Source organism: Actinoallomurus acanthiterrae (assembly GCF_054775715.1).
In genome coordinates this window covers 4,528,915-4,550,216 of record NZ_BAAHCO010000001.1, presented here as the reverse complement: position 1 = coordinate 4,550,216, position 21,302 = coordinate 4,528,915, and the positions used below count along the sequence as shown (strand labels likewise).

At 67.1% G+C, this 21,302-nt stretch carries 13 protein-coding genes; 7 read left to right on the top strand and 6 right to left on the bottom strand.

Features of this window, described 5'->3' with window-relative positions:
- Window positions 1-14 precede the first annotated feature (14 nt).
- From ACYVF7_RS21915 to ACYVF7_RS21905, 3 genes are all read left to right on the top strand, one after another.
- Window positions 15-755, top strand: a complete 741-nt coding sequence (locus ACYVF7_RS21915; protein ID WP_460358039.1) for a class I SAM-dependent methyltransferase — start codon at window positions 15-17, stop codon at window positions 753-755.
- 688 nt (window positions 756-1,443) lie between these two features.
- Window positions 1,444-2,889, top strand: a complete 1,446-nt coding sequence (locus tag ACYVF7_RS21910) for an endo-1,4-beta-xylanase (RefSeq protein ID WP_460343591.1) — start codon at window positions 1,444-1,446, stop codon at window positions 2,887-2,889.
- Window positions 2,890-2,906: 17 nt separating this feature from the next.
- Window positions 2,907-4,337 (top strand): non-reducing end alpha-L-arabinofuranosidase family hydrolase, encoded by a 1,431-nt coding sequence (locus ACYVF7_RS21905; RefSeq protein WP_460343588.1) that lies wholly within the window; start codon window positions 2,907-2,909, stop codon window positions 4,335-4,337.
- 158 nt (window positions 4,338-4,495) lie between these two features.
- Here the strand turns inward: ACYVF7_RS21905 and ACYVF7_RS21900 are convergent, their stop codons facing one another.
- Window positions 4,496-6,835 carry an alpha-L-fucosidase gene (locus tag ACYVF7_RS21900; protein WP_460343585.1) on the bottom strand — a complete coding sequence of 780 codons (2,340 nt, stop codon included), beginning with the start codon at window positions 6,833-6,835 and terminating at the stop codon, window positions 4,496-4,498.
- A gap of 935 nt (window positions 6,836-7,770) precedes the next feature.
- Between ACYVF7_RS21900 and ACYVF7_RS21895 the strand changes: the two genes are divergently transcribed.
- The 3 genes from ACYVF7_RS21895 to ACYVF7_RS21885 all read left to right on the top strand — a co-directional run bounded on the left by ACYVF7_RS21895 (window position 7,771) and on the right by ACYVF7_RS21885 (window position 12,315).
- Window positions 7,771-9,654: an RICIN domain-containing protein gene (locus ACYVF7_RS21895; protein WP_460343582.1), complete on the top strand. Its 1,884-nt coding sequence runs from the start codon at window positions 7,771-7,773 to the stop codon at window positions 9,652-9,654.
- A gap of 112 nt (window positions 9,655-9,766) precedes the next feature.
- Entirely contained in the window at window positions 9,767-11,332 is a 1,566-nt protein-coding gene (locus tag ACYVF7_RS21890; protein WP_460343579.1) for an alpha-L-arabinofuranosidase B, read from the top strand.
- Window positions 11,333-11,460: 128 nt separating this feature from the next.
- Complete coding sequence (locus tag ACYVF7_RS21885; protein ID WP_460343576.1) at window positions 11,461-12,315, top strand: SAM-dependent methyltransferase; 855 nt, start codon at window positions 11,461-11,463, stop codon at window positions 12,313-12,315.
- A gap of 99 nt (window positions 12,316-12,414) precedes the next feature.
- On the opposite strand, the gene ACYVF7_RS21880 is transcribed toward ACYVF7_RS21885, so the two are convergent.
- Both ACYVF7_RS21880 and ACYVF7_RS21875 read right to left on the bottom strand, forming a co-directional pair.
- On the bottom strand, window positions 12,415-12,627 hold the full coding sequence (locus ACYVF7_RS21880; RefSeq protein WP_460343573.1) for a hypothetical protein: 213 nt from the start codon (window positions 12,625-12,627) through the stop codon (window positions 12,415-12,417).
- A gap of 63 nt (window positions 12,628-12,690) precedes the next feature.
- On the bottom strand, window positions 12,691-14,061 hold the full coding sequence (locus tag ACYVF7_RS21875) for an immunoglobulin-like domain-containing protein (protein ID WP_460343570.1): 1,371 nt from the start codon (window positions 14,059-14,061) through the stop codon (window positions 12,691-12,693).
- 519 nt (window positions 14,062-14,580) lie between these two features.
- Between ACYVF7_RS21875 and bglX the strand changes: the two genes are divergently transcribed.
- A complete protein-coding gene (gene bglX, locus ACYVF7_RS21870) occupies window positions 14,581-16,869 on the top strand; it encodes a beta-glucosidase BglX (protein ID WP_460343567.1) in 2,289 nt (762 codons plus the stop codon).
- Between the two features lie 152 nt (window positions 16,870-17,021).
- On the opposite strand, the gene ACYVF7_RS21865 is transcribed toward bglX, so the two are convergent.
- The 3 genes from ACYVF7_RS21865 to ACYVF7_RS21855 all read right to left on the bottom strand — a co-directional run bounded on the left by ACYVF7_RS21865 (window position 17,022) and on the right by ACYVF7_RS21855 (window position 21,277).
- Window positions 17,022-18,482, bottom strand: coding sequence for a non-reducing end alpha-L-arabinofuranosidase family hydrolase (locus tag ACYVF7_RS21865; protein WP_460343564.1), 1,461 nt, complete (start codon window positions 18,480-18,482; stop codon window positions 17,022-17,024).
- A 92-nt stretch (window positions 18,483-18,574) separates the two neighbouring features.
- Window positions 18,575-19,882 carry a glycoside hydrolase family 6 protein gene (locus ACYVF7_RS21860; protein WP_460343561.1) on the bottom strand — a complete coding sequence of 436 codons (1,308 nt, stop codon included), beginning with the start codon at window positions 19,880-19,882 and terminating at the stop codon, window positions 18,575-18,577.
- A gap of 42 nt (window positions 19,883-19,924) precedes the next feature.
- The gene (locus ACYVF7_RS21855; protein ID WP_460343558.1) at window positions 19,925-21,277 is read right to left on the bottom strand and encodes a ricin-type beta-trefoil lectin domain protein; all 1,353 of its coding nucleotides are present in this window, start codon (window positions 21,275-21,277) and stop codon (window positions 19,925-19,927) included.
- Window positions 21,278-21,302: the final 25 nt, after the last annotated feature.

Below are 21,302 nucleotides of genomic sequence, written 5' to 3'. Positions count from 1 at the left end.
AAGGGGTGATCGTGATGATCCGGGAATGGGACGCCACGGTGTACGACGCGCTGCCACTGCCGCACCTGCGGTGGGGGCGGCGCACTCTGGGTCGGCTGACGCTCACGGGCGATGAGACGGTGCTGGAGGCCGGCTGCGGCACCGGCCGCGACACGGCCGAGCTGCTCGACCGGCTCCCCCAGGGACGCGTCATCTCGGTCGACGGGTCGGCGCGGATGCTCGACCGGCTCCGGGCCAAGCTCGCGGACCGCCTCGACCGGGTCGACGTCGTCCAGGCCGACCTCACGCGGCCGTTGCCGATCGCCGAGCCGGCCGACGCGGCGTTCAGCGTGGCGACGTTCCACTGGATCCACGACCACGACGCGCTGTTCGCGAACATCGCGCGGTCGCTGCGGCCCGGCGCGCCGTTCGTCGCCGACTGCGGCGGGCAGGGCAATGTCGCGCGGGTGCGGGCCGCGCTGGAGAAGGTGACCGGGGAGACGCCCGAGACGTGGCACTTCGCGGACGCCGACGAGACGCGGCGACGCCTCGAGCGGGCCGGCTTCACGGACGTCCGGGTCGCCCTGGTGCCGGACCCGGCCCGCCTCGAACCGGGCGAGCAGTTCGAGACCTACCTCGCCACCGTAGTGCTCGGCGCGCAGCTGGACCGGCTGCCGCCCTCCGAGCATCGGGCGTTCGTACACGCGGTCGCGGCGGAGCTGGCCGAGCCGGTCGTGGACTACGTGCGCCTGGAGTTCTCCGCCCGCCGAAGCTGACGGACCCGGTCAGTCGGACAGGCGGGAGATCTCGCTGGTCCTCGGTACGGCCGACGAAGCCGATCTCGGGGACGGTGTAGATGCCGATCGGTTGCAGCCGCCGCATCTCGCGGGCCGGCTCGCCACAGGCGTGGTGGCCCGCGAGGCGCCCCTGCTCCATCGACGGTAGGCGGAATGTCATCGCTGACGATCCGGACGGTCGATCGAGCTCCTTTCTTCCGCGGGTCGGTCGAAGGTGGTGGTGGGGCGGAGCAAATAGGAGCCGGGGAGGTAAGTCAAGCGCCCGATGCGCATCGCGCAAACGCGACGGGGCTGACTGCGGCTCATCTGGTGTTATCCGCGCAGATACACCTGGCCGGTGAAGCGCCGTCATGAAAGCTTTCATCGGCGATCCACGCTCAGCAGGAGATCGTCGAAACCTTTCGGCACGTACTCGCCCACTGGAAGAGGTAGGTGACGTAGGCAGACCACGATGAGCATCCGAAATATTTTCGAAAGTCTTGACACGTTTTCTGAACGTTACTCACACTGAGTCCCCGAGGCGGTTGGGCGTGCCAGGCGTGGCAAGGCCCACCAACTGGCGACGCCTTGGTGGTGTGCGTTCCCGGCGATGGGACGCGGCGTCGATTCCGCGGGGGTGTCCCCGCGTTTCCGGCATTTCCCGTGCTTCAGTAATGGAGGCTCAGGAGTGAGCACCAAAGAAAGACCCTCGCCCGGAATCCGGCGATCCGTCAGCCGCTTCCGCCGGGCCGTGGTCACCCTCGCCCTCGGCGTCGTCGGGACGACGACCGTTGCGCTGGCGGTGGCGGTTCCTTCGAATGCCGCGGCGAGTACGCTCGGCGCGGCTGCCGCGCAGAGCGGGCGGTACTTCGGCACTGCCATCTCCGCGGGCAAGCTCGGCGACTCGGCGTACACCACGATCGCGGGCCGTGAGTTCAGCATGGTGACGCCCGAGAACGAGATGAAGATCGACGCGACCGAGCCGCAGCAGGGCCGGTTCAACTTCAGTGCAGGCGACCAGGTCTACAACTGGGCGGTGCAGCACGGAATGCGGGTCCGTGGCCACACCCTGGCCTGGCACTCCCAGCAGCCGGGCTGGATGCAGAGCCTGAGCGGGAGCGCGCTGCGCCAGGCGATGATCAATCACATCAATGGCGTGATGGCCCATTACAAAGGCAAGCTCGCCTACTGGGACGTGGTGAACGAGGCCTTCGCCGACGACGGCTCCGGGGGCCGGCGCGATTCCAACCTGCAGCGGACCGGCAACGACTGGATCGAGGTCGCCTTCCGCACCGCCCGGGCGGCCGACCCGAACGTCAAGCTCTGCTACAACGACTACAACATCGAGAACTGGAACGCCGCCAAGACCCAGGGCGTCTACAACATGGTCAAGGACTTCAAGTCCCGCGGCGTCCCGATCGACTGTGTCGGCTTCCAGTCTCACTTCAACAGCGGCGACCCGTACAACAGCAACTTCCGCACCACCCTACAAAACTTCGCCGCCCTGGGCGTCGACGTGGCCCTCACTGAACTGGACGTCCAGGGCGCCTCGGCCACGACCTACGCCAACATCACCAACGACTGCCTGGCCGTCTCGCGCTGCGTCGGCATCACGACCTGGGGCGTACGGGACAGCGACTCCTGGCGGTCCGGCGACACCCCGCTCCTCTTCGACGGCAACGGCAACAAGAAACCCGCCTACACCTCTGTTCTGGGCGCCCTCAACGGCGGGTCATCCCCCACGCCGCCCGACGGCGCCGGACAGATCAAGGGCGTCGCCTCGGGCCGCTGTCTGGACGTGCCCAACGCCAGCACGGCCGATGGCGTCCAGGTGCAGCTGTGGGACTGCAACGGCAACAGCAACCAGCAGTGGACCTCCACCTCCGCCAACGAGTTGAAGGTCTACGGCGACAAGTGCCTGGACGCAGGCGGCACCGGCAACGGCGCCAAGGTGCAGATCTACTCCTGCCACGGCGGCGACAACCAGAAGTGGCGCGTCAACTCCGACGGAACCATCGTCGGCGTCCAATCCGGACTGTGTCTGGACGCCTCTGGCCAGGGCACCGGCAACGGCACCCAGATCCAGCTGTACTCCTGCTGGGGCGGCAGCAACCAGCAGTGGTCCCACAGTTGACCCGGGAGGAGGTTCCCATGTACAGAGCACGTATCAGTCAGGGGCGCCGCGCACTGACGTCGGCGCTGGCCATGGTGGCCGCGGGCGCGGTCGCCCTCGCGGTCACGCTGGTGGCCGACCCGGCTCGGGCCGACGTCACCGGTGCCCTGCGCGGCGTCGGGTCCAACCGGTGCCTGGATGTGCCGGGCCAGAGCCAGACCGACGGCACCTACCTGCAGATCTATGACTGCTGGGGCGGCGCGAACCAGCAGTGGACCTCGACCTCCAGCGGCCAGCTGACCGTGTACGGCAGCAAGTGCCTGGATGTGCCGAACCACGCGACCGCTGCCGGTACCCGGGTGGAGATCTGGACCTGCAACGGTGGTGCCAACCAGCAGTGGCGCGTGAACTCCGACGGCACGGTGGTCGGCGTGGAGTCCGGGCTGTGCCTGGACCTCACGGGCACCGGTACGGCCAACGGCACCGCGGTGGACATCTCGACGTGCAACGGCGGTTCCGGCCAGAAGTGGACCGGTCTGTCGGACACGACCCCGCCGCCCGGCACGTGCTCTCTTCCGTCGACGTACCACTGGACGTCGACGGGCCAGTTGGCGACGCCGCAGCACGGGTGGGTCTCCCTCAAGGACTTCACCAACGTCGTCTACAACGGCAAACACCTGGTCTACGCCTCGAACGTGTCCGGATCGTCATACGGCTCGATGGCCTTCAGCCCCTTCACGAACTGGTCCGACATGGCCTCCGCCGGCCAGACCGGGATGAGTCAGGCCACAGTGGCACCCACACTGTTCTACTTCGCACCCAAGAACATCTGGGTCCTGGCCTACCAATGGGGGGCATGGCCCTTCATCTACCGGACGTCGAGCGACCCCACCAACCCCAACGGCTGGTCCTCACCACAAGCACTGTTCACCGGAAGCATCTCCGGCTCCGGCACCGGCCCGATCGACCAGACACTGATCGGCGACGGTTCGAACATGTACCTGTTCTTCGCCGGCGACAACGGCAAGATCTACCGGGCGAGCATGCCGATCGGGAACTTCCCCGGCAACTTCGGCTCCTCATACACCACCGTGATGAGCGACTCGACCGCCAACCTGTTCGAAGCCGTCCAGGTCTACAAGGTCCAAGGCCAGAACCAGTACCTGATGATCGTTGAGGCGATGGGAGCCAACGGGCGATACTTCCGCTCATTCACCGCCTCCAGCCTGAACGGTTCATGGACTCCACAGGCCACCAGCGAAAGCAACCCGTTCGCGGGCAAGGCCAACAGCGGAGCCACCTGGACCAACGACATCAGCCACGGCGACCTCGTCCGCAGCAACCCCGACCAGACCATGACCATCGATCCCTGCAACCTCCAACTCCTCTACCAGGGCAAATCCCCAACCGCCACCGGCCCCTACGACCAACTGCCATGGCGTCCGGGTCTGCTGACACTGCAGCGCTAGCCTGCGTGATCCACGGTGATCGCGAGCTGGTGGCCGCCGGCGTGTAGGTGAGCCGGGTGCCCCTCCCGCAACGGAACCGACGGTGTCGAGTCGACCAGGTTCCCGCACGGGAGGGGCACCTTCGCACAGCGTGCGGTACGGCCCCTGCGTGCCGCCGTTCAGAGGGCGAGGATCTGCCAGTCCTGGTTGGTGCCGCCGGTCGTGGGCCACTGGATGACGTTGGCGCCGTCGGCCGTGGAGGCGTTGGCGACGTCGGCGCACCAGCCGTTGCGGACGTTGACCAGCCGGTAGTAGCCGCTCGTGGTCGAGGGGACGAGCTTCCACCACTGGTTGTCACCGCCGCTGTCGGTCCACTGGTCGAGGTTCGCGCCCTGGGCGGAGCCGCCGGGGCTCTCCAGGACCTTGCCGCTTCGGACGTTGACGAGCCGGTAGGAGCCGTCGGCGTTCGGCACCAGCTTCCACTGCTGGTTGGTGCCGCCGCTCCAGGGCCATTGGATGATCGTGCCGCCGTCGGCGGTGGAGGCGTTGGCGACGTCCATCACTTTGCCGCTGTTGCGGTTGACCAGCTTGTAGGTGCCCAGCTCCGCGGTGAAGGGCCGGTCGTAGATCTCCAGGTTGCGGATGGACGCCCACACACCGGCCGGGAGCCCGGTGACGGTGACGCGCACGTACCGTGCCTGGGCGCTGAAGAGGGCGACCTGAACCTGGCTGGTGCTGGTGGTGGCGGTCAGGTCGGCCAGCGTGGTCCAGGCGGTGTTGTCCGTTGAGCCCTCGATCTTGTAGCGGTAGTTCGTGCTGTCCTTCTCCCAGGCGATGCGGGCGCCGGTCAGGGAACGGGCCGAGCCGAGGTCGACCTTAAGCCAGTGGCCGGTGTTGCCGTCGTTCGCGGACCAGCGGGTGGAGGTGGCCCCGTCCACGGCGTTGGCGGCGTAGTTGCCCTTGGAGCTCTCCACACTGTCGGCCGACGCCGTCTTGCCGGCGGCGATGTCGGCCGGCTGCACGCTCCGGTCGAGCGTGACCCCGACGACGCTGTCCTCGGGGTGGGTGGTGCGGTCGATGCCGGTGATCGTGACCCGGCCGTCGCCGCCGACGGTGTACGAAAGGCTGTTTCCCGAGCGTACGTCGAACACGCGGGTGACCCGGGCGTCGCCGGTCGGCGGGGTGGTGAAGCCGGTGCCGCTGTAGCCGGGCAGCAGGTGGATGTAGAAGGTGTTGTCCTTGTACGTGTACCCGTACTGGCCGTCCACCGGGTTCCATGGGCCGCCGCGGGTGCCGTAGATCGACCGGCCGCAGGCGGTCATGAAGGTGCCGATTCGCCGCAGCAGGCCGGCCTGGGCGTCCGAGACGGTGCCGTGCCGGTCGGGGCCGACGTTGACCATCGCGGTCATGTTCCGCACCCAGCAGTTGACCAGGATGTTCATGGCGGTGCCGTAGCTCATGACGGTGGCGCTGGAGTTGTAGCCCCAGGTGCCGTCGACGGTGAAGACCTTCTCGACGAGCTTGCCGGTGCGGATCGCCCCGGTGGGTACCGAACCGCCCTCGTCGCTGGCGTAGTCGCCCATCCAGCCGGAGCGGGAGGTGGCCACGATGTCCGGCTGATGCTTGCGCACCATGCCCATCAGCCCCAGCGGGTTGCCCGCCGCGTCGGTCTCGCCGTAGGTGGAGTCCACCGGCCACTGGTTGGTGGGGGCGCGGTACTGGCCGGGCTCCCAGAAGAACGCGCCGTCGGCGTCGCTGCCCTGCTCGGCGATCCAGCCGCCGTCCCACCACAGGTCGTCGATCACGCCGTACCGGGTGACCAGTTCCTTGACGGACTCGTACACCTCGGTCTTCATGATCCGCGCGTTCTCCTTGTGCGCCGGATCGGTGGTGTAGTTCCAGGGGTTCGGGGCGCAGTTGGTGCCGTAGACGTCGTAGTAGCCGGGGTAGCGCCAGTTGATCGGCGAGTAGTACAGACCGACCTTCAGCCCGGCCTTCCGCACGGCGGCGACGTAGTCCTTGACGAAGTCACGGTTCAGTGGCGCCTGGCCGGAGTTCCAGCTGTTGGGGTGGTTGAGCGGCCACAGCGCGAACCCGTCGTGGTGACGCGTGGTCAGCGTCACGTACTTCGCCCCGAAGTCCTTGGCCAACTGCGCCCAGGCCGCAGGGTCGTAGGCGTCCGCCGTGAACTGCTCGCTGGTGGCGTCGGTGACGTACTTCCGGTAGTCGCTCGGCGTGATCGGAGCGTTGTGCATCCACCACTCGCCCTTCGCCGGGCCCGCGTACACACCCCAGTGGATGAACATGCCCAACTTGGCGTCCTGCAGCCACTGGATCTTGGAATCCGGCTGCTGCTCGACGCCCATGTCGGTCTGCGGAATCCGCAAGGGGGGAAGCGGCAAGGGGTCGGCCGTCCCGGCGTACGCGGGCGTCGCCACCGCGACGGGGTCGACCGCGGCGGCCACCGTGATGACCGCCATGCCGACGAGAACCGATCTGCGGGAGATGGATTCCGGCAACGTGGTTCCTCCTGTTCGATTGTGGGAAGCCGCCCGAAGCCGGCGACCCTCGACTAGGCGGCAGGGCGACTCGACAGGTGGGGCCGGGAGCCCATGAGAGCCCTGCTTCCCGTCCCGCTTCGCCTCAGAGACATTGGATGGATTAACCAACACCGGTGTTGCGTCTGTCTAGACTTGTGACTCATTTTCCTCCACAAAGTCGGCTAGCGCCCGATGAAGCGGCCCTAGCGTTGCAGCCCGACATGGGATGTCTCTGGGGAAGGTGTCGGCCCTCCGAGTTCAAGACCGGAACGGTTCGAAGCGTTGACGAGGCCCTCGTTGCGTCTTACTGTGCTCCACAGAAACGAACAGCTTCCGACATTTTTCGAAGTCCCCAGGCGGATGCCGCCCCCCGGCCCAGCGCCGCCCCTGCCTCCCCGCCGCGCTTTCCGTGAAGGAACGCCATGCTCCGCCGTGCCGGGCTGATCCTGTCGGCCGAACACTGGTTGAGTGCCTTGGCCTTCGCGCCCGTACGCCAATGGCGCGCTCGCCGGAAACGCCGGGGCGGCAGACATCCGTGTATGGGCGGTTACTTCGCTGCCATCCGATTGCGATAGGCGAGCGAACCGGTTCGACAAGATGGTGAGACCGTAGACTCGCAACGGGAGTCGGTCAAGGTCGCTGCGCAGCTTCCTGAGCTGGAGTCGGCCTTTTCGGGAACGGCTGCGCAGACCATTGACAGCCGGTGGCACGTCTCCTACCTTCATCGCTACGCGAACCGGTTCGCCAAAGTCGGCTCACGCACCCGCCCCCTCTCTCAATGCCCAGTGCACGTCTCCCCGACCGCGCATAGTCGAAACGGTTCGCTCACCGGACAGCAGAGGAATGGACCAGCGCTCGCCCCGACGCCCGGGCGTCCGAACGCCCGGGCTCCACCCGACCCCCGGGAAAGCCGCATGCACTCGCCACATGTGTTCTCAAGATTCCGAACCGACGGCCGGCCCGAACGCCCCGCACGTTACGGCGGCCGCAGGCACCGGGCCCTGTCCGCCACCGCCGTCCTGCTGGCCTCACTGACGGGCATCCTCCTGCCCGCCGGTCGGTCGCACGCCGCCGACACCAGCGTCACCGTCGACTTCGCCACCGCCGGAGGCGCCCCCACTTACCACGCCTCGGGCATGATCTACGGGATGACCCCGGACGGGTCGCTGCCGCAGGATCACTTCTTCAAGGACATCAAGTGGCACTTCATGCGGGCCGGAGGCGCACAGCTGAACAGCGGCGGCTACGCCACCAGCCTCGCCGACTACCAGACCCGCTGGAACGCCACCCTCGCCCAGTACAAGCGCACCGTCGCCCTCGGGGGGACGTTCGTGCTGCTGCCACACGACCTGTGGGGCGCCGACGGCACCACCAGCCAGGGCTGGCCCGGCGACAACGGTAACTGGACGCTGTTCGACAACTTCGTCACCCAGCTCATCAATGACGTCAAAGCAAACAACATGACGGTCGAGTGGGACCTGTGGAACGAACCCGACGGTAGAGGGTTCTGGGGCGCCTCGCAGGCGCAGTACCTGCAGATGTGGTCGCGCTTCTACGCCCGTGTCCGGGCGGCGTTCCCCGGCCAGCTCGTCGTCGGCCCGAGCATGGCGGGCCAGCCCACCTCCTCCAACACCTGGTGGACGACCTATCTGAACTACGTCAAGGCGAACAACGTCGCCCCGGACATCTACAGCTGGCACGACGAGCCCGCCGATCCTGTCCCGGGCGCGGCCAGCGCCAACTCCACCCTTTCCGCAGCGGGTCTGTCGAACACCCGCCCGTACCAGATCAACGAGTACGCCGCGCTGTCCCAGCAGAATCCCGGCGGCGGCGCCTGGTACATCGGCCGCCTCGAACGGATCGGCGCCGACGGCCTGCGCGGCAACTGGGCGTCGGGCACCAACCTGCACGACTACGAGGCGAACCTGCTCACCAAGACCGGCAGCCAGTACCTGCCGCTCGGCGAGTGGTTCATGTACCGCTACTACGGCTCACAGACCGGCAACATCGTCAACCTCATCCCGGGCACCGGCACCGACGGGCTGGCCACCAAGGACAACACCGCGGGCAACGCCAAGATCCTGCTCGGCAGCAACGGCAACACCGGCAACGTCACCGTCAACCTCACCGGCCTGAACACCACCTCGGTCGTGGCGAACGGCCAGGTCCGCGCCGTCGTCCAGCGCATCCCCTACAACAACGGCGCCGCCGTCACCGGCCCCACCACCATCTCCGACACCACCCTCGCGGTCGCCAACAACGCCGCGTCCGTCAGCATCCCGTTCACCAACGCCAAGGACGGCTACACCATCACGTTGCTCCCGCCGGCCAACACCACGATCTCCACGGTCGCGGTGAGCGAGAACAGCGGCCTGTGCCTGGACGACACCAACCTCAGCACCGCCAACCTCACCCAATACCAGCAGTACAACTGCGAGGGCGGCTACCAGCAGATGTTCGATCTCAAGCCGGTCACCGGCCGGGCGAACACCTACACGGTGGTCGATGAGCTCAGCGGCAAGTGCCTGGACGTCAAGGACGCCTCCACCGCCGACGGCACCGCCGTCATCCAGTACACCTGCAACGGCGCGACCAATCAGATGTTCACCCTCAACTCCGTCAGCGCGCTCGGCAACAGCCAGGACTACCAGCTGGTCGCCGTCCACAGCGGCAAATGCGTCGACGTCTCCGACGTCTCCACCGCGCCCCGAGCACTGATCCACCAGTGGACCTGCGACCCGGCGAGCGCCCTCAGCACCAAGAAGAACCAGATCTGGCGGCTGCAGGGCAAGGCCTGACCACCAAGCTCCGAGGCCGCCCGGCGCTTAATCCGAACGGCCGCGTGACAGCCGGGTCGGCCCCCGGATTGTGAGCGCTCACATCACACTCCACCCTGTGAAGGAGTTCTTCATGATCAAGCGACCGTGGATCCGCCGCGTCAGACGCACGCTCCCCGCGGCCGGTGCCACCGCCGCGCTCGCCGCCGGCCTGCTCACTACCACGGCCACCACCTCGCAGGCCGCCGCCCAGGAGCCGTGCGACATCTACGCCGCAGGCGGCACCCCCTGCGTTGCCGCGCACAGCACCACCCGCGCCCTGTACGCGGCGTACAACGGCCCGCTGTACCAGGTCAGGCGCGCCTCCGACAACACGACCAAGGACATCGGCGTGCTGAGCGCCGGCGGATACGCCAACGCCGCCGCGCAGGATTCCTTCTGCGCCAACACCAGTTGCGTCATCACCGTCATCTACGACGAGTCCGGCAAGGGCAATAACCTCACCCAGGCGCTGAAGGGCTACTGGCCCGGGCCCGCCCCGGGTGGGAACGACAACCTGGCCAACGCCTTCGAGGCGCCGGTCACGGTCGCCGGCCACAAGGCGTACGGCGTCTACGTGGCCCCCGGCACCGGCTACCGGAACAACCACACCTCGGGCATCGCGACCGGCGACCAGCCGGAGGGAGAGTACGCGGTCCTGGACGGCACGCACTACAACGGCGGCTGCTGCTTCGACTACGGCAACGCCGAGACCAGCAGCACCGACACCGGCAACGGCCACATGGAGGCCATCTACTTCGGCAACAGCAAGGGCTGGGGCTACGGCAGCGGCAACGGCCCCTGGGTCATGGCCGACCTGGAGAACGGCCTGTTCTCCGGGCTCAACGCCCGCTACAACGCGGGCGACCCCACCGTCGACAACCGGTTCCTGACCGCCATCGTCAAGGGCGGCCCGAACCAGTGGGCCATCCGCGGCGGCAACGCCCAGTCGGGCGGCCTGTCCACTTACTACAGCGGCGTACGCCCCAACGTCTCCGGATACAACCCGATGCACAAAGAAGGCGCGATCATCCTGGGCATCGGCGGCGACAACAGCAACGGCTCCGCCGGCACCTTCTACGAAGGCGTCATGACCTCGGGCTACCCCTCGGACGCCACCGAGAACGCCGTACAGGCCAACATCACCGCCGTCGGCTACAGCAGCGCCTCGACCGGCACCGGAACCCTCACCCCTGGCTCCCGGGTCTCGCTGCAGGCCACCACCGCGTGCTGCACCTCCGACTACATGCGCCACGACGACGCCGACAACAAGGTCGTCATCTCCGCCATCAACTCCTCCAGCTCGGCCACCGACAAGGCCGATGCCACCTGGATCGTCCGCGCCGGCCTGGCCAACACCTCCTGCCTGACCTTCGAGTCCGCGAACACCCCCGGCCGCTACCTGCGCCACTACGCCTTTGAGCTCTACCTGAGCGCCGACGACGGCGGCAGCACGTTCGCACAAGACGCCACCTTCTGCCCCACTTCGGGCAACAGCGGGGTCGGCCACTCCTTCCAGTCCGTCAACTACCCGACGAAGTACATCCGCCACTACTCCTACACGGTCTACGTAGCCGGCGATGGCGGCTCCAACTCCTGGGACTCCACGTCGTCGTGGGCCCAGGACACCAGTTGGCTCACCGCGTCTCCCTGGAGCTGACGAGGGACCGGACTCTCCGAGCGCCTCCAGCAGCGAGCACGGCAGCCTTGCAGAATCGCAGGAAGGCCGTGCTCGCTTCCTTCTCGTCGCCTCCCAGCCGAGATGATCGATCGGATAAATTGCCATCCATGGCTGATCGTCGGCACAGTGACGCGTCGTCGCAGTGGTTCCAGCGATATGGCTCTGCCGTTCCCGAGGAAGTCGACCTCAGCCGGCCCAGTCCCGCCCGCGTCTACGACCGGCTGCTGGGCGGCAAGGACAACTTCGCGGTCGACCGCGCGGTCGTCGATGAGATGGTCAAGGCCGTCCCGGACGTGATGTCGGGGCCCCGGATGATCCGAGCATGCCTGGGACGAGTCACCCGGTTCATGGCGGCCGAGGTCGGCATCGACCAGTTCATCGACCTCGGCAGCGGGCTGCCGACACGCGACAACGTGCACGAGATCGCCCGGCGCCACGAGCCGGACGCACGGGTCGTCTACGTTGACAACGACCCCGTGGTGCTCGCCCACGGGCGCGCGATCCTCGCCAAAGACCAGGTAACCGCGGTGATCACCGCGGACCTGCGCGATATCGACGGTGTCCTCGACCACCCGGACACGCGGCGGCTGATCGACTTCCGGCGGCCGGTCGGCCTGATCATGTGCATGGTCCTGCAGTACGTTCCCGGAGACGAGGACCGCAAGAAGATCGTCGCCGCCTACCGCGACCGGCTCGCGCCCGGCAGCCATCTGTTCCTCAGCTACGTTTGCAGGGTCGCCGACCAGTCGAACCGCGAGATCGAGCGAATCTTCCGCGAGAGTCTCGGCGCGACCTTGCTTCCCCGCGAGGAGATCGAGGAGTTCTTCACCGGCTGGAAACCAGTGGAGCCGGGCCTGGTCCCGCTGTCCCTGTGGCGCCCCGACGGCCCGCTGGCGTATGAGCCCGACGACATCCCGGTAGGGCACTCCGTCCTGGTCGGCGGAGTCGCCCGCAAGGAGTGAGCCGCCCGCTACCGCTCCCACCGCGCCCTGAACGGGTCGCGGAGGGGCGCGGCGTGATGGACGCAACGAACCGGGCAGGCCCGCTCCCCCAGGATGTCTTCATGACGCCGCCGACGAAGCTTCCTGTGGTTCACCCGCCGGGTCCGGATTCGGGCTCGCGCCCTCGACGTCGACCTTCGGCAGGATTCTGTCGAGCCATCGCGGCAGCCACCAAGCGTGACGGCCCACCAGCGCCAGGACGGCCGGGACGATGGCCAGGCGAACGGCGAACGCATCGAAGAACACCGCGGCAGCGAGGCTGAAGCCGAGCATCTTGAGGAAGGGATCGTGATCGGTGATGAACCCCGCGAAAATGTCCCCCCGCCAGCGAAAGGTCTAGGCGGCCGGCGGGAACGCGGCTCGGAAGCGGCCGAGTTCGGCCTTGGTGACCGGCAGGACCGTGCCGTGCCGGGGTCGGGTGGGCATCTGGTAGTCGTTCGGGATGCTCCAGCTCGGACTGTCGAGGTCACGGGTGGTGAAAGGTATGTATCCGCGGCCGGAGGACTCGTCCATGAAGGCGTACCAACGGTCTTCGGTGTTCGACTTGAAGGCCGTCGGGCCCTCCAGCCAGCCCAGACCGAAGTGGGTTCTGATGCAGTCGTCCACCAGTTGCCAGTTCCGGGGCTTCGTCTGAGGGAGGTCGACCGCCGTCAGGGACTTGGACCGCTCGAGGACGATGTCGGCGGTGCAGGATCCGACGACGCCGTCGTCCGTGCGGAAGCGGTAGTAGTACTGCCCGTCGCGGACGACGGTGGCGTCGATGCTGTTCTCGCCGGTGTCCTCCCACACGCGGGGCTTGGAGAACGTACGGAAGTCTCGGGTCGTCGCGTACATCAGGCGGGTGTTAACGGTCCCCTTGTGGTCCGGATCGTCGGCGCTGTAAAGGTTCGACGCCCAGTAGACGACGTAGGCGCCGAGCCTCTTGTCGTAGGTCGCCTCGGGTGCCCAGGTCATACCGGCGTTGTCATCGGAAACCCGCACGTGGCGCTGCGCGGACCAGTGGACCAGGTCGTTCGACTCCCAGACCTCGAGGTACTTACTGCCGTGTCTCGTCTCGTAGTCCCACCCCTGGCCGCCGTTGATCTTCAGGTCGGTGGCGATGATGTAGAACTTGTCTCCCTCAGGGGAGCGGATGATAGACGGGTCGCGTACACCCTTCTCGCCCATGGTGGAGGTCAGGGTCGGCTTGTCGCCGTTCAGGTCGTCCCAGTGCAGCGGGTCGTTGCCGCGGCTGGCGGCGAAGTAGACCTGCTCGCCGTCGGCGTATTTCTCTCCGGCGAAGTAGGTGAAGATGTAGCCCTTCAGCGGTTGTCTCTTCGGCAGCGGGCGCACGGTGAGGTCGAAGCGCCGCTTGGTCTGGTGGTGCGCGAGCTTGACGGTCGCCGTGAGGGTCGCGGTGGCGGGGTGCTCGCCGTGGGCGGGTCGGTGTACCTCGCCGGTCGGGGTGACGGTCGAGGGATCGGTGGACTTCCAGGAGACCCGGGCGCCGTGGAGGCTTCTGTCCGGCAGCGTGATGTTGCCGCGGACGTCGTCGGCGTCCCAGACCGTGAGCGCGGCGGCTGCCTCGTCCAGCGGGTCGTCGATCGAGGTGCCGGAGATGGCCCGGTTCAGCGGCGCGGCGGCTGCCTCGGGCGCCGTGATCAGGCCACCGGACAGCGCCAGCAGGCACAGCAACCGGGTCCTGGAATGAAGGCGGGTGCGACTCACGCCGGGTCCTCTCGACGACGCAGCATTGTTCGAAATAACGAGTGCCATCTCCTTTCCCATTTCCTCGGGACCGAGAGGGGTGGACAGCCTTATCCCACCTGCCTTCCGGCATCGATCCGACTGGCATTGTGCCCGATCGAGCCACTGGAGGTCCATAGAACACGCTCCGTACCGGAAGGATCGATCTGTATCGACAAATCGACCACCCGCCCTCGCCACCGACCTGGTCGAACCTGCCCGTCGAGTCGATTTTTCATCGATCAGTACAGTCGGTCGCCGACGAATATGCTTCCCGTTCGATAATCCTCGTTACGGTGAGTGAAACGGGCGTCCAGTGGTTCCGATACCAAGCTCTTGACGACTCAAAAATTGCCGTGATTCGATTCGCGAGGTGCCCGCGATCTTGCTAACCCCGCAAATGGTCCCCGAAGAAGGGTCGCGGCCACGTTCTATCCGATCGCCCTCCACGAGCCCCTGGGAGCGATGAAGTTGCACCGAGTACGACATCGAGTACGACGGATGGCCGCGATCGCCACGGCGATCGCGGCGCTGATCCCCCTCACCTCCGGCGGGTCGCTCGCCGGAACGCGCACCGACGACGCGGCGGCGATGGCACCCGCAGGTCAGGCGGCGAACGTCGAGGCGCGCGTGAACGCCCTGCTGTCCCGGATGACGCTGGATGAGAAGCTGCAGCAGATCGAACTGCTGGGCGGCTCGCAGGCCACCGACGATGAGGTCCGCAAAGGCGTCGGCACCGTCTACAGCGTGACCGACCCCAAGCAGATCGACCACCTTCAGCACGTGGCGGTCGAGCAGACGCGGCTGCACATCCCGCTGCTGTTCTCCTTCGACACCATCCACGGATTCCGCACGGTCTTCCCCATCCCGCTGGGCGCGGCGAGCAGCTTCGACCCGAACGTCGCCGCCGACGACGACCGGTTCGGCGCGCGGGAGAGCGCGGCGGTCGGCATCAAGCAGATCTACGGCCCGATGGTGGACGTCTCCCGCGAGCCGCGATGGGGACGGATCGCCGAAGGCGCCGGTGAGGACCCCTACCTGGGTTCGGTGTTCGCCGCCGCCCGGGTCAAGGCCGCCCAAGGCCAGGACTACAGCGCGCCGGACAAGGTCGTCACCAGCCCCAAGCACTTCGTCGCCTACGGCCAGCCCGAAGGCGGCCGTGACTACAACACCACCGACATGTCCGAACAGCGGCTGCGCAACGTCTACCTGCCGCCGTTCAAAGCGGCCGTCGAGGCTGGCGCGGGCACGGTGATGTGCTCGTTCAACGACCTCAACGGGTCACCAGGCTGCGCCAACTCCCACACCGAGACCGACATCCTCAAGCGCGAGTGGGGGTTCGACGGGTTCATCGAGAGCGACTACACCGCGATCTCCGAACTGCGCGCGTGCCCGCCGAAGACACCGGACGAGGGCCCCTGCGGCCACGGCGTGGCCGCCGACGGTCCCGACGCCGCCGCGCTCGCCCTCAACGCGGGCACCGACTCGGAGATGGTCAGCACCAACATCCGCGACTACGGCAAACAGCTCCTGTCCCAGCACCGGATCTCCATCGGCCGCATCAACGACGCCGTGCGCCGGATCCTGCGCGTGAAGTTCCGCGCCGGCCTGTTCGACCACCCCTACATCGACCCGTCCAAGGCCGACGCGGCACAGCTGCGGCCCGACGCCGTCGCGGCGGCGCGCACCGCGGCGGCCCGGTCGATGGTGCTGCTGAAGAACGACGGCGGAACGCTGCCACTCGACGCCACCAAGAGCACCGCCGTAATCGGCCCACTCGGCGACGACAAACACGACGTGCTCGGCCCCTGGGCCGGAGCCGGCCGCGACGAGGACGCCGTCTCGGTCTACGAGGGCATCAAGGCCCAGAACCCCAAGACGACCTTCACCCAGGCCTGCCAGATCTTCGACCGCTACCCGCCGGACAACACCCCCGACGACGTGTGCGGATCCGACGCCGACTTCGACAAGGCCGTCAACGCGGCCAAGGCCGCCGACCAGGTCGTCCTGGCCGTCGGAGAGGCCCGCGGGCAAAGCGGGGAGGCCGGATCCCGCAGCGACATCGACCTGCCCGGCAAACAACAGCAGCTCATCGACGCGATCAAAGCGACCGGCAAGCCCTTCGTCGTCGTACTGTTCAACGGCCGCCCGCTCACACTGTCCAAGGTCGCAGCCGCCGCACCGGCCATCCTCGAGGCATGGTTCCCCGGCGTGCAGGCCGGCAACGCCGTCGCCGACGTCCTGTTCGGAAAGGTCGACCCCGGCGGCAAGCTACCGGTGTCGTTCCCCCGCACCCTCGGCCAGGTGCCGATCTACTACGACCACGAACCGACCGGACGCCCCTGCGACCCGAAGTCGATGTTCAACTCCCGCTACCGTGACCTGCCCTACTGCGACCCGCTCTACCCCTTCGGGTACGGCCTCAGCTACACCACCTTCGACGTCTCCGCGCCACAGCTCAGCGCCAAGACCATGCCCGCGAACGGAAGCGTCACCGCCACGGTGACGGTGAAGAACACCGGCAAGGTCCGCGGCGACGACGTCGTCCAGCTCTACATCCACGACCCCGTCGCGAGCATCTCCCAACCCGTACGGCGCCTGCGCGGCTTCCAGCGCGTCACACTCGCACCCGGCGAGACCAGAACCGTGACCTTCCGGCTGACCAAGCAGGACGTCGGGTTCTACGACAACAGCGGCCGATTCGTCGTCGAGCCCGGCACCATCGACGTCTACACCGGCGACAGCTCCACCACCGACCGGTCGGCCTCCTTCGAGGTCACCAACCGCTGAGCACTCATGAGAAGCAACCGCCGGATGCCGCGACGAAAGCCCGGCATCCGGCGGTACCCCGGCGCCGATCGCCACTCGACCGATCGATGCCATGGTCACGTACGACGTCGATACGCCGAACGCATTCAGGACGACGTAGTAGGTCGGTCCGGTCAGCAGGTTGAGTTGGTTTGGGTAAGCAGTCCCATCCGCCACGGGATGGAGTTGTAGTCCCCGCTGAAGTTAGGGTCCCTGCCCTGGTAGACGTACTGCAGATGGCAGGGGTTGATGGTGAGGTTCTGGTCGTAGCCGTCCCGGACCATCTCGCCGTGACTGATGTCGTTTGTCCAGGGTGTGCCGGAGAAGGTGGCGTTGGCGAGGCCCGCGAACGGCTGGGACTCGCTCGAGGCCAGGGGTGTCCAGGTTCCGGTGAGGCTGGTGGAGGTCCAGGCCCGGAAATAGCGGTGCGCTCCGATCGCCTCAATGATCAGCAGGTACTGGTCGGTGCCGGTGACCTTGTAGACGTTCGACGCCTCGAACAGGTTGTTCCGGTTGGGATCCGACAGGGCGACGACCGTGTTGCCGAAGCCGTTGGGGAAGTTCGCCATGCTGGTCTGCGCGCGGTACAGATGCCCGTTGTCGTCTTCGAAGAACAGGTAGCAGTTGGCCGAGTCGCAGATGACCCAGAAGTCGAGCCAGCCACCGCCGTTCTGTTGCAGGACCGGCGGTTCGCTCGTCATGAAGTATTGCGGCGCCGACCACAACGCCGGGTTGCTGGGGTCGGGGCTCGTCGAGTACGTGGGTAGAGGGCTCTGGTAAACCAGGTACCACAGCTTCTGCGGCGCGAAGTAGAACAGCTCCGGCGCGGCCCGGTAGCCCGGTCCCATCGGGGACACCTCGTCCAGGTAGGTCTGGGGCGCGGACGCGGCCTGTGACCAGTCACCGAACTTCAAGAACTCCAACCCGTAACCGAACTTCGGGCCCACGGCCGAGGCGTAGATCAGCCACTGGTTGTTGTAGCGGACCACCGAGAAATCCTTGATCGCCGCGGTGTCGTGCGACGCGTCCGGCTTCGGCGCGGCCAGCACGCCACTGGAGCTCCACTTGAACGTCGACGGCAGGGACGGGGCGGAGGCGCTGCCCACCGGGACGAGTTGCCACTGCTGATTGGCACTGTCGTGGTCCGTGTACTGGATGACCTTGCCTCCGTCGGCAGTGGAGCCGCCCTGCACGTCGACGGCCATGCCGCTGTAACGGTTGATCAGCCGCACATAGCCGCCCGACGAATCCACCAACTGGAACTGCTGGTTAGCCGCGTTCTGATCACTCCACTGCACGATGTCCGTGCCGGCGGTGGTCGACCAGTTGTAATCGTCCAGCACCTTCCCGGAGTTCCGGTTCATCAACCGGTAGTGACCACCACCCGCATCGACGAACCGCCACTGCTGGTTCGCCGCGTCTTGGCGCGACCATTGCACCACCGCGGCCCCATCGTTCGTGGCGAAGCCGTAGTCGTCCAGCGCCTTGCCGCTATTGCGATTCACCAGCACATACCAGGTGTTCGTGTCGACAGTCGCCGCCGACGCCCTGGACGCACCGACCAGGACCGCGGAACCAGCCACGATCGCGGTCACGACCGCGGCCACCACACCACGCCACCGCTTCGAAAGCCTTCCGTCCCTACCAATGGCCACCGTCTATCTCCTCCTCCCTGGGCGCTATCGCTTCACGATGTCGTGCAGGTGGGAGTGAGGGAGGAGGAGGCGCCGGTGGCGGTGAAACCGACCTGGGCGGTGGCGCCCGGTGTGAGCGTGCCGTTCCACGACGTGTTGGTGATGGTGGCGGTGGATCCGCTGGTGGTCAGTGTGCCGTTCCACAGCTGGCCGATCGAGACACCATTGGGCAGCGACATGGTGAGCTTCCAGCCTTTGATCGCCGAGGCTCCGGCGGTGACGGTGATCTGTCCCTGGAAGCCGCCCTGCCAGGAGCTCACCGTCTGGTAGGTCGCCGCGCAGCCGCTGCCACCCGACGACGGCGGATTGGGTGCCGTGCTCGCGAGGTTGTAGGCGAGGTCGGGGACGAAGTTTCCGGCCGTGTAAACGCAGCCGTCGGCTTCGCCCGGCGGTTTGACCCACAGGTAGCCGTCGACGTTCTGGTCGCCGGTGTCAAGGGTCGGGTAGGTGCCGATGCGGTGGTCGGTGTTGTCATCGCCGCACCAGTCGCCTTGGGCGCCGACGGCACCGCCGTTACGGCTGGTGTCGATGATCTGATGTTTGCCGGATATGCCTTGTGACTGCAGGTAGGAGATGATCGACCGGCCGTACGCCATCTCGTTCGACAGGGGCTGGTAGTTCGACACGTTGGTGAAGAAGCCATCGGCATACTGGATGCCGGCAGCCTTGAGGCGGCTTCCCTGCTCGGTGGCGGAGTTCCAGGCCGAGTGGCCGCCGTCGAGATACACCTTGGCGTTCGGGTCGGCGTTCTTGATCGTCTGTACCGCCCGCGCGATCGCCTGGTCACGGGCTGAGATCTCAGAGCCGCTCAGACAGGTCTGCAGGGCGAGGGCATCGGTCTCCAGGATGACGATGACCCTCCGGTTGCCCGCGCCCTGGGCGAAGCCGCCGATCCACTGCTGGTACTGGGTGTAGTCGGGGGCGCCGCCGGCGCTCGCGCCGCCGCAGTCGCGGTTGGGGATCTCGTACACCGAGAGCACGGGGATCTGGTTCGCGGCGTTCGCGGCGTTGACCACGCCCGAGACCTCCGACGCCACCGTGCCGGGATTGAACGCCGCCAGCCAGCGCGCCTGAGGCTGGCTGGCGACCTTGTCGCGGATGACAGGAGTCCGCGCGTCGTTCGGGTTCGCCTCGACCCATTGGACGACCTGCGAGCTCGGGTCGCGATAAAGGGTGCCGGACAGCGTGCCGGCCCGGGCACTACCGGTAGTGATCAGGCCGGCGGTGACGGCCGCGCAGGCGACGGCCGTCGTGGCGAAGGCCGCTTTCCAGCGGCCGCCCCGCCAAGGGTGATCGCGCATGATCCGTCCTTTCCGTATGGGTCGTGACCTGGGGTCATGGGGTCAGTTCTGGGTCCATTTCTGGTTGCTGCCGCCGTTGCAGGTCCACAGGATGATCTGTGTGCCGTTGGCGGTCCCGGCGCCGTTGGCGTCGAGGCACAGGCCAGACTGCCCGCCGGTGACGGTGCCGTCGGCGTTCACGCTCCACTGCTGGTCGGGCTGGCCGTTGCAGTCCCAGATGACCGCCCTGGTGCCAGACGACGTACCGGCCCCCTCGGCGCCCAGGCACTTACCGCCGTACACCTGCAGTTGCTTGGAGGAGGTGAGGGTCCACTTCTGGTTGGCGCCGCCGTTGCAGTCCCACAGCTCCACCTGGGTGCCGTTGGTCTGGGAGAGGTTCGGCACGTCCAGGCACCGGCCGGCGCCGACGTTGACCAGCGTCGAAGTCCCGGGGGTCGGGGTCGGGGTGGGGGTCGGCGGTTCGCCGCCCTGGAACTGGGTGAAGAAACTCCAGACCACTCCGGAGGTCCAGGTCCGCCAGCCGTCGCAGGTGCACCCGTCGATCGGCCCGGGGTCGTGACCTGCTCCGTCGAACGCCGCCCACACGACCGGATACCCCGTCCGGCACCCGGAGTAGGTGGTGACGATATGCGTCAGGCTTCCGTACGCCGGCTCGGGCGGGTTCTGCGGAGTGCAGCCGTTGTTCCGGACGAACGTGTCACGCAGCGCCCGCCCGGAAGAGATGTTCAGTACGTTGTCCCTGATGCCGTGCAGCCCGATGTAGGCGACGGGCTGCGTGCCGCCGCTGCACCCGCTGAGATTCGCACCGGAGTAGACCGCGACCGCGCGGAAGACGGTCGGCCGGGCACAGGCGAGCGCGTACGTCATCGCGCCGCCGTAGCTGAAACCGCTCGAGAAGATCTGCGCCGTGTCGACGCACAGGCCGCCCTCGAGCTGCCGGAGCATGTCGTCGACGAAGGTCACGTCCTGACCGCCGGAGTTGCCCCAGCCGTTGTTGATGCCCTGGGGCGCGACGAAGATCGTGCTGTTGTTCGCGTTGTCCGCCAGCCGCCGCAGGCCGTAGTAGGACCAGTTGTATCCATCGGTACCGCCCGAATCGACATCGTTCGCGGTACCGCCCACCCAGTGGAACCCGAAGATCAACCGGTAGGGGTGGTTGTTGTCGTAGCCGGCGGGAACCCGCAGGATGTAACTGCGGTTCTGACCGCTGCTCTGAATCGAATGCGTACCGCTCGCCAGCGTCGGGGCCTTGCCGCATCCGGCGGTCGCCGCCGCGGGGCGGACAGCCGTGGACGACGGCGTTCTGCCGAGGCCGCTGCCCAGCGCCGCTCCGCCCATCGCCAGGACGACGAATACCGCGGCCACGACGGGTATGAGGAGAAGTTTGGGTCTCATCTGGTCTTCCTTCTTCATCCGGGGG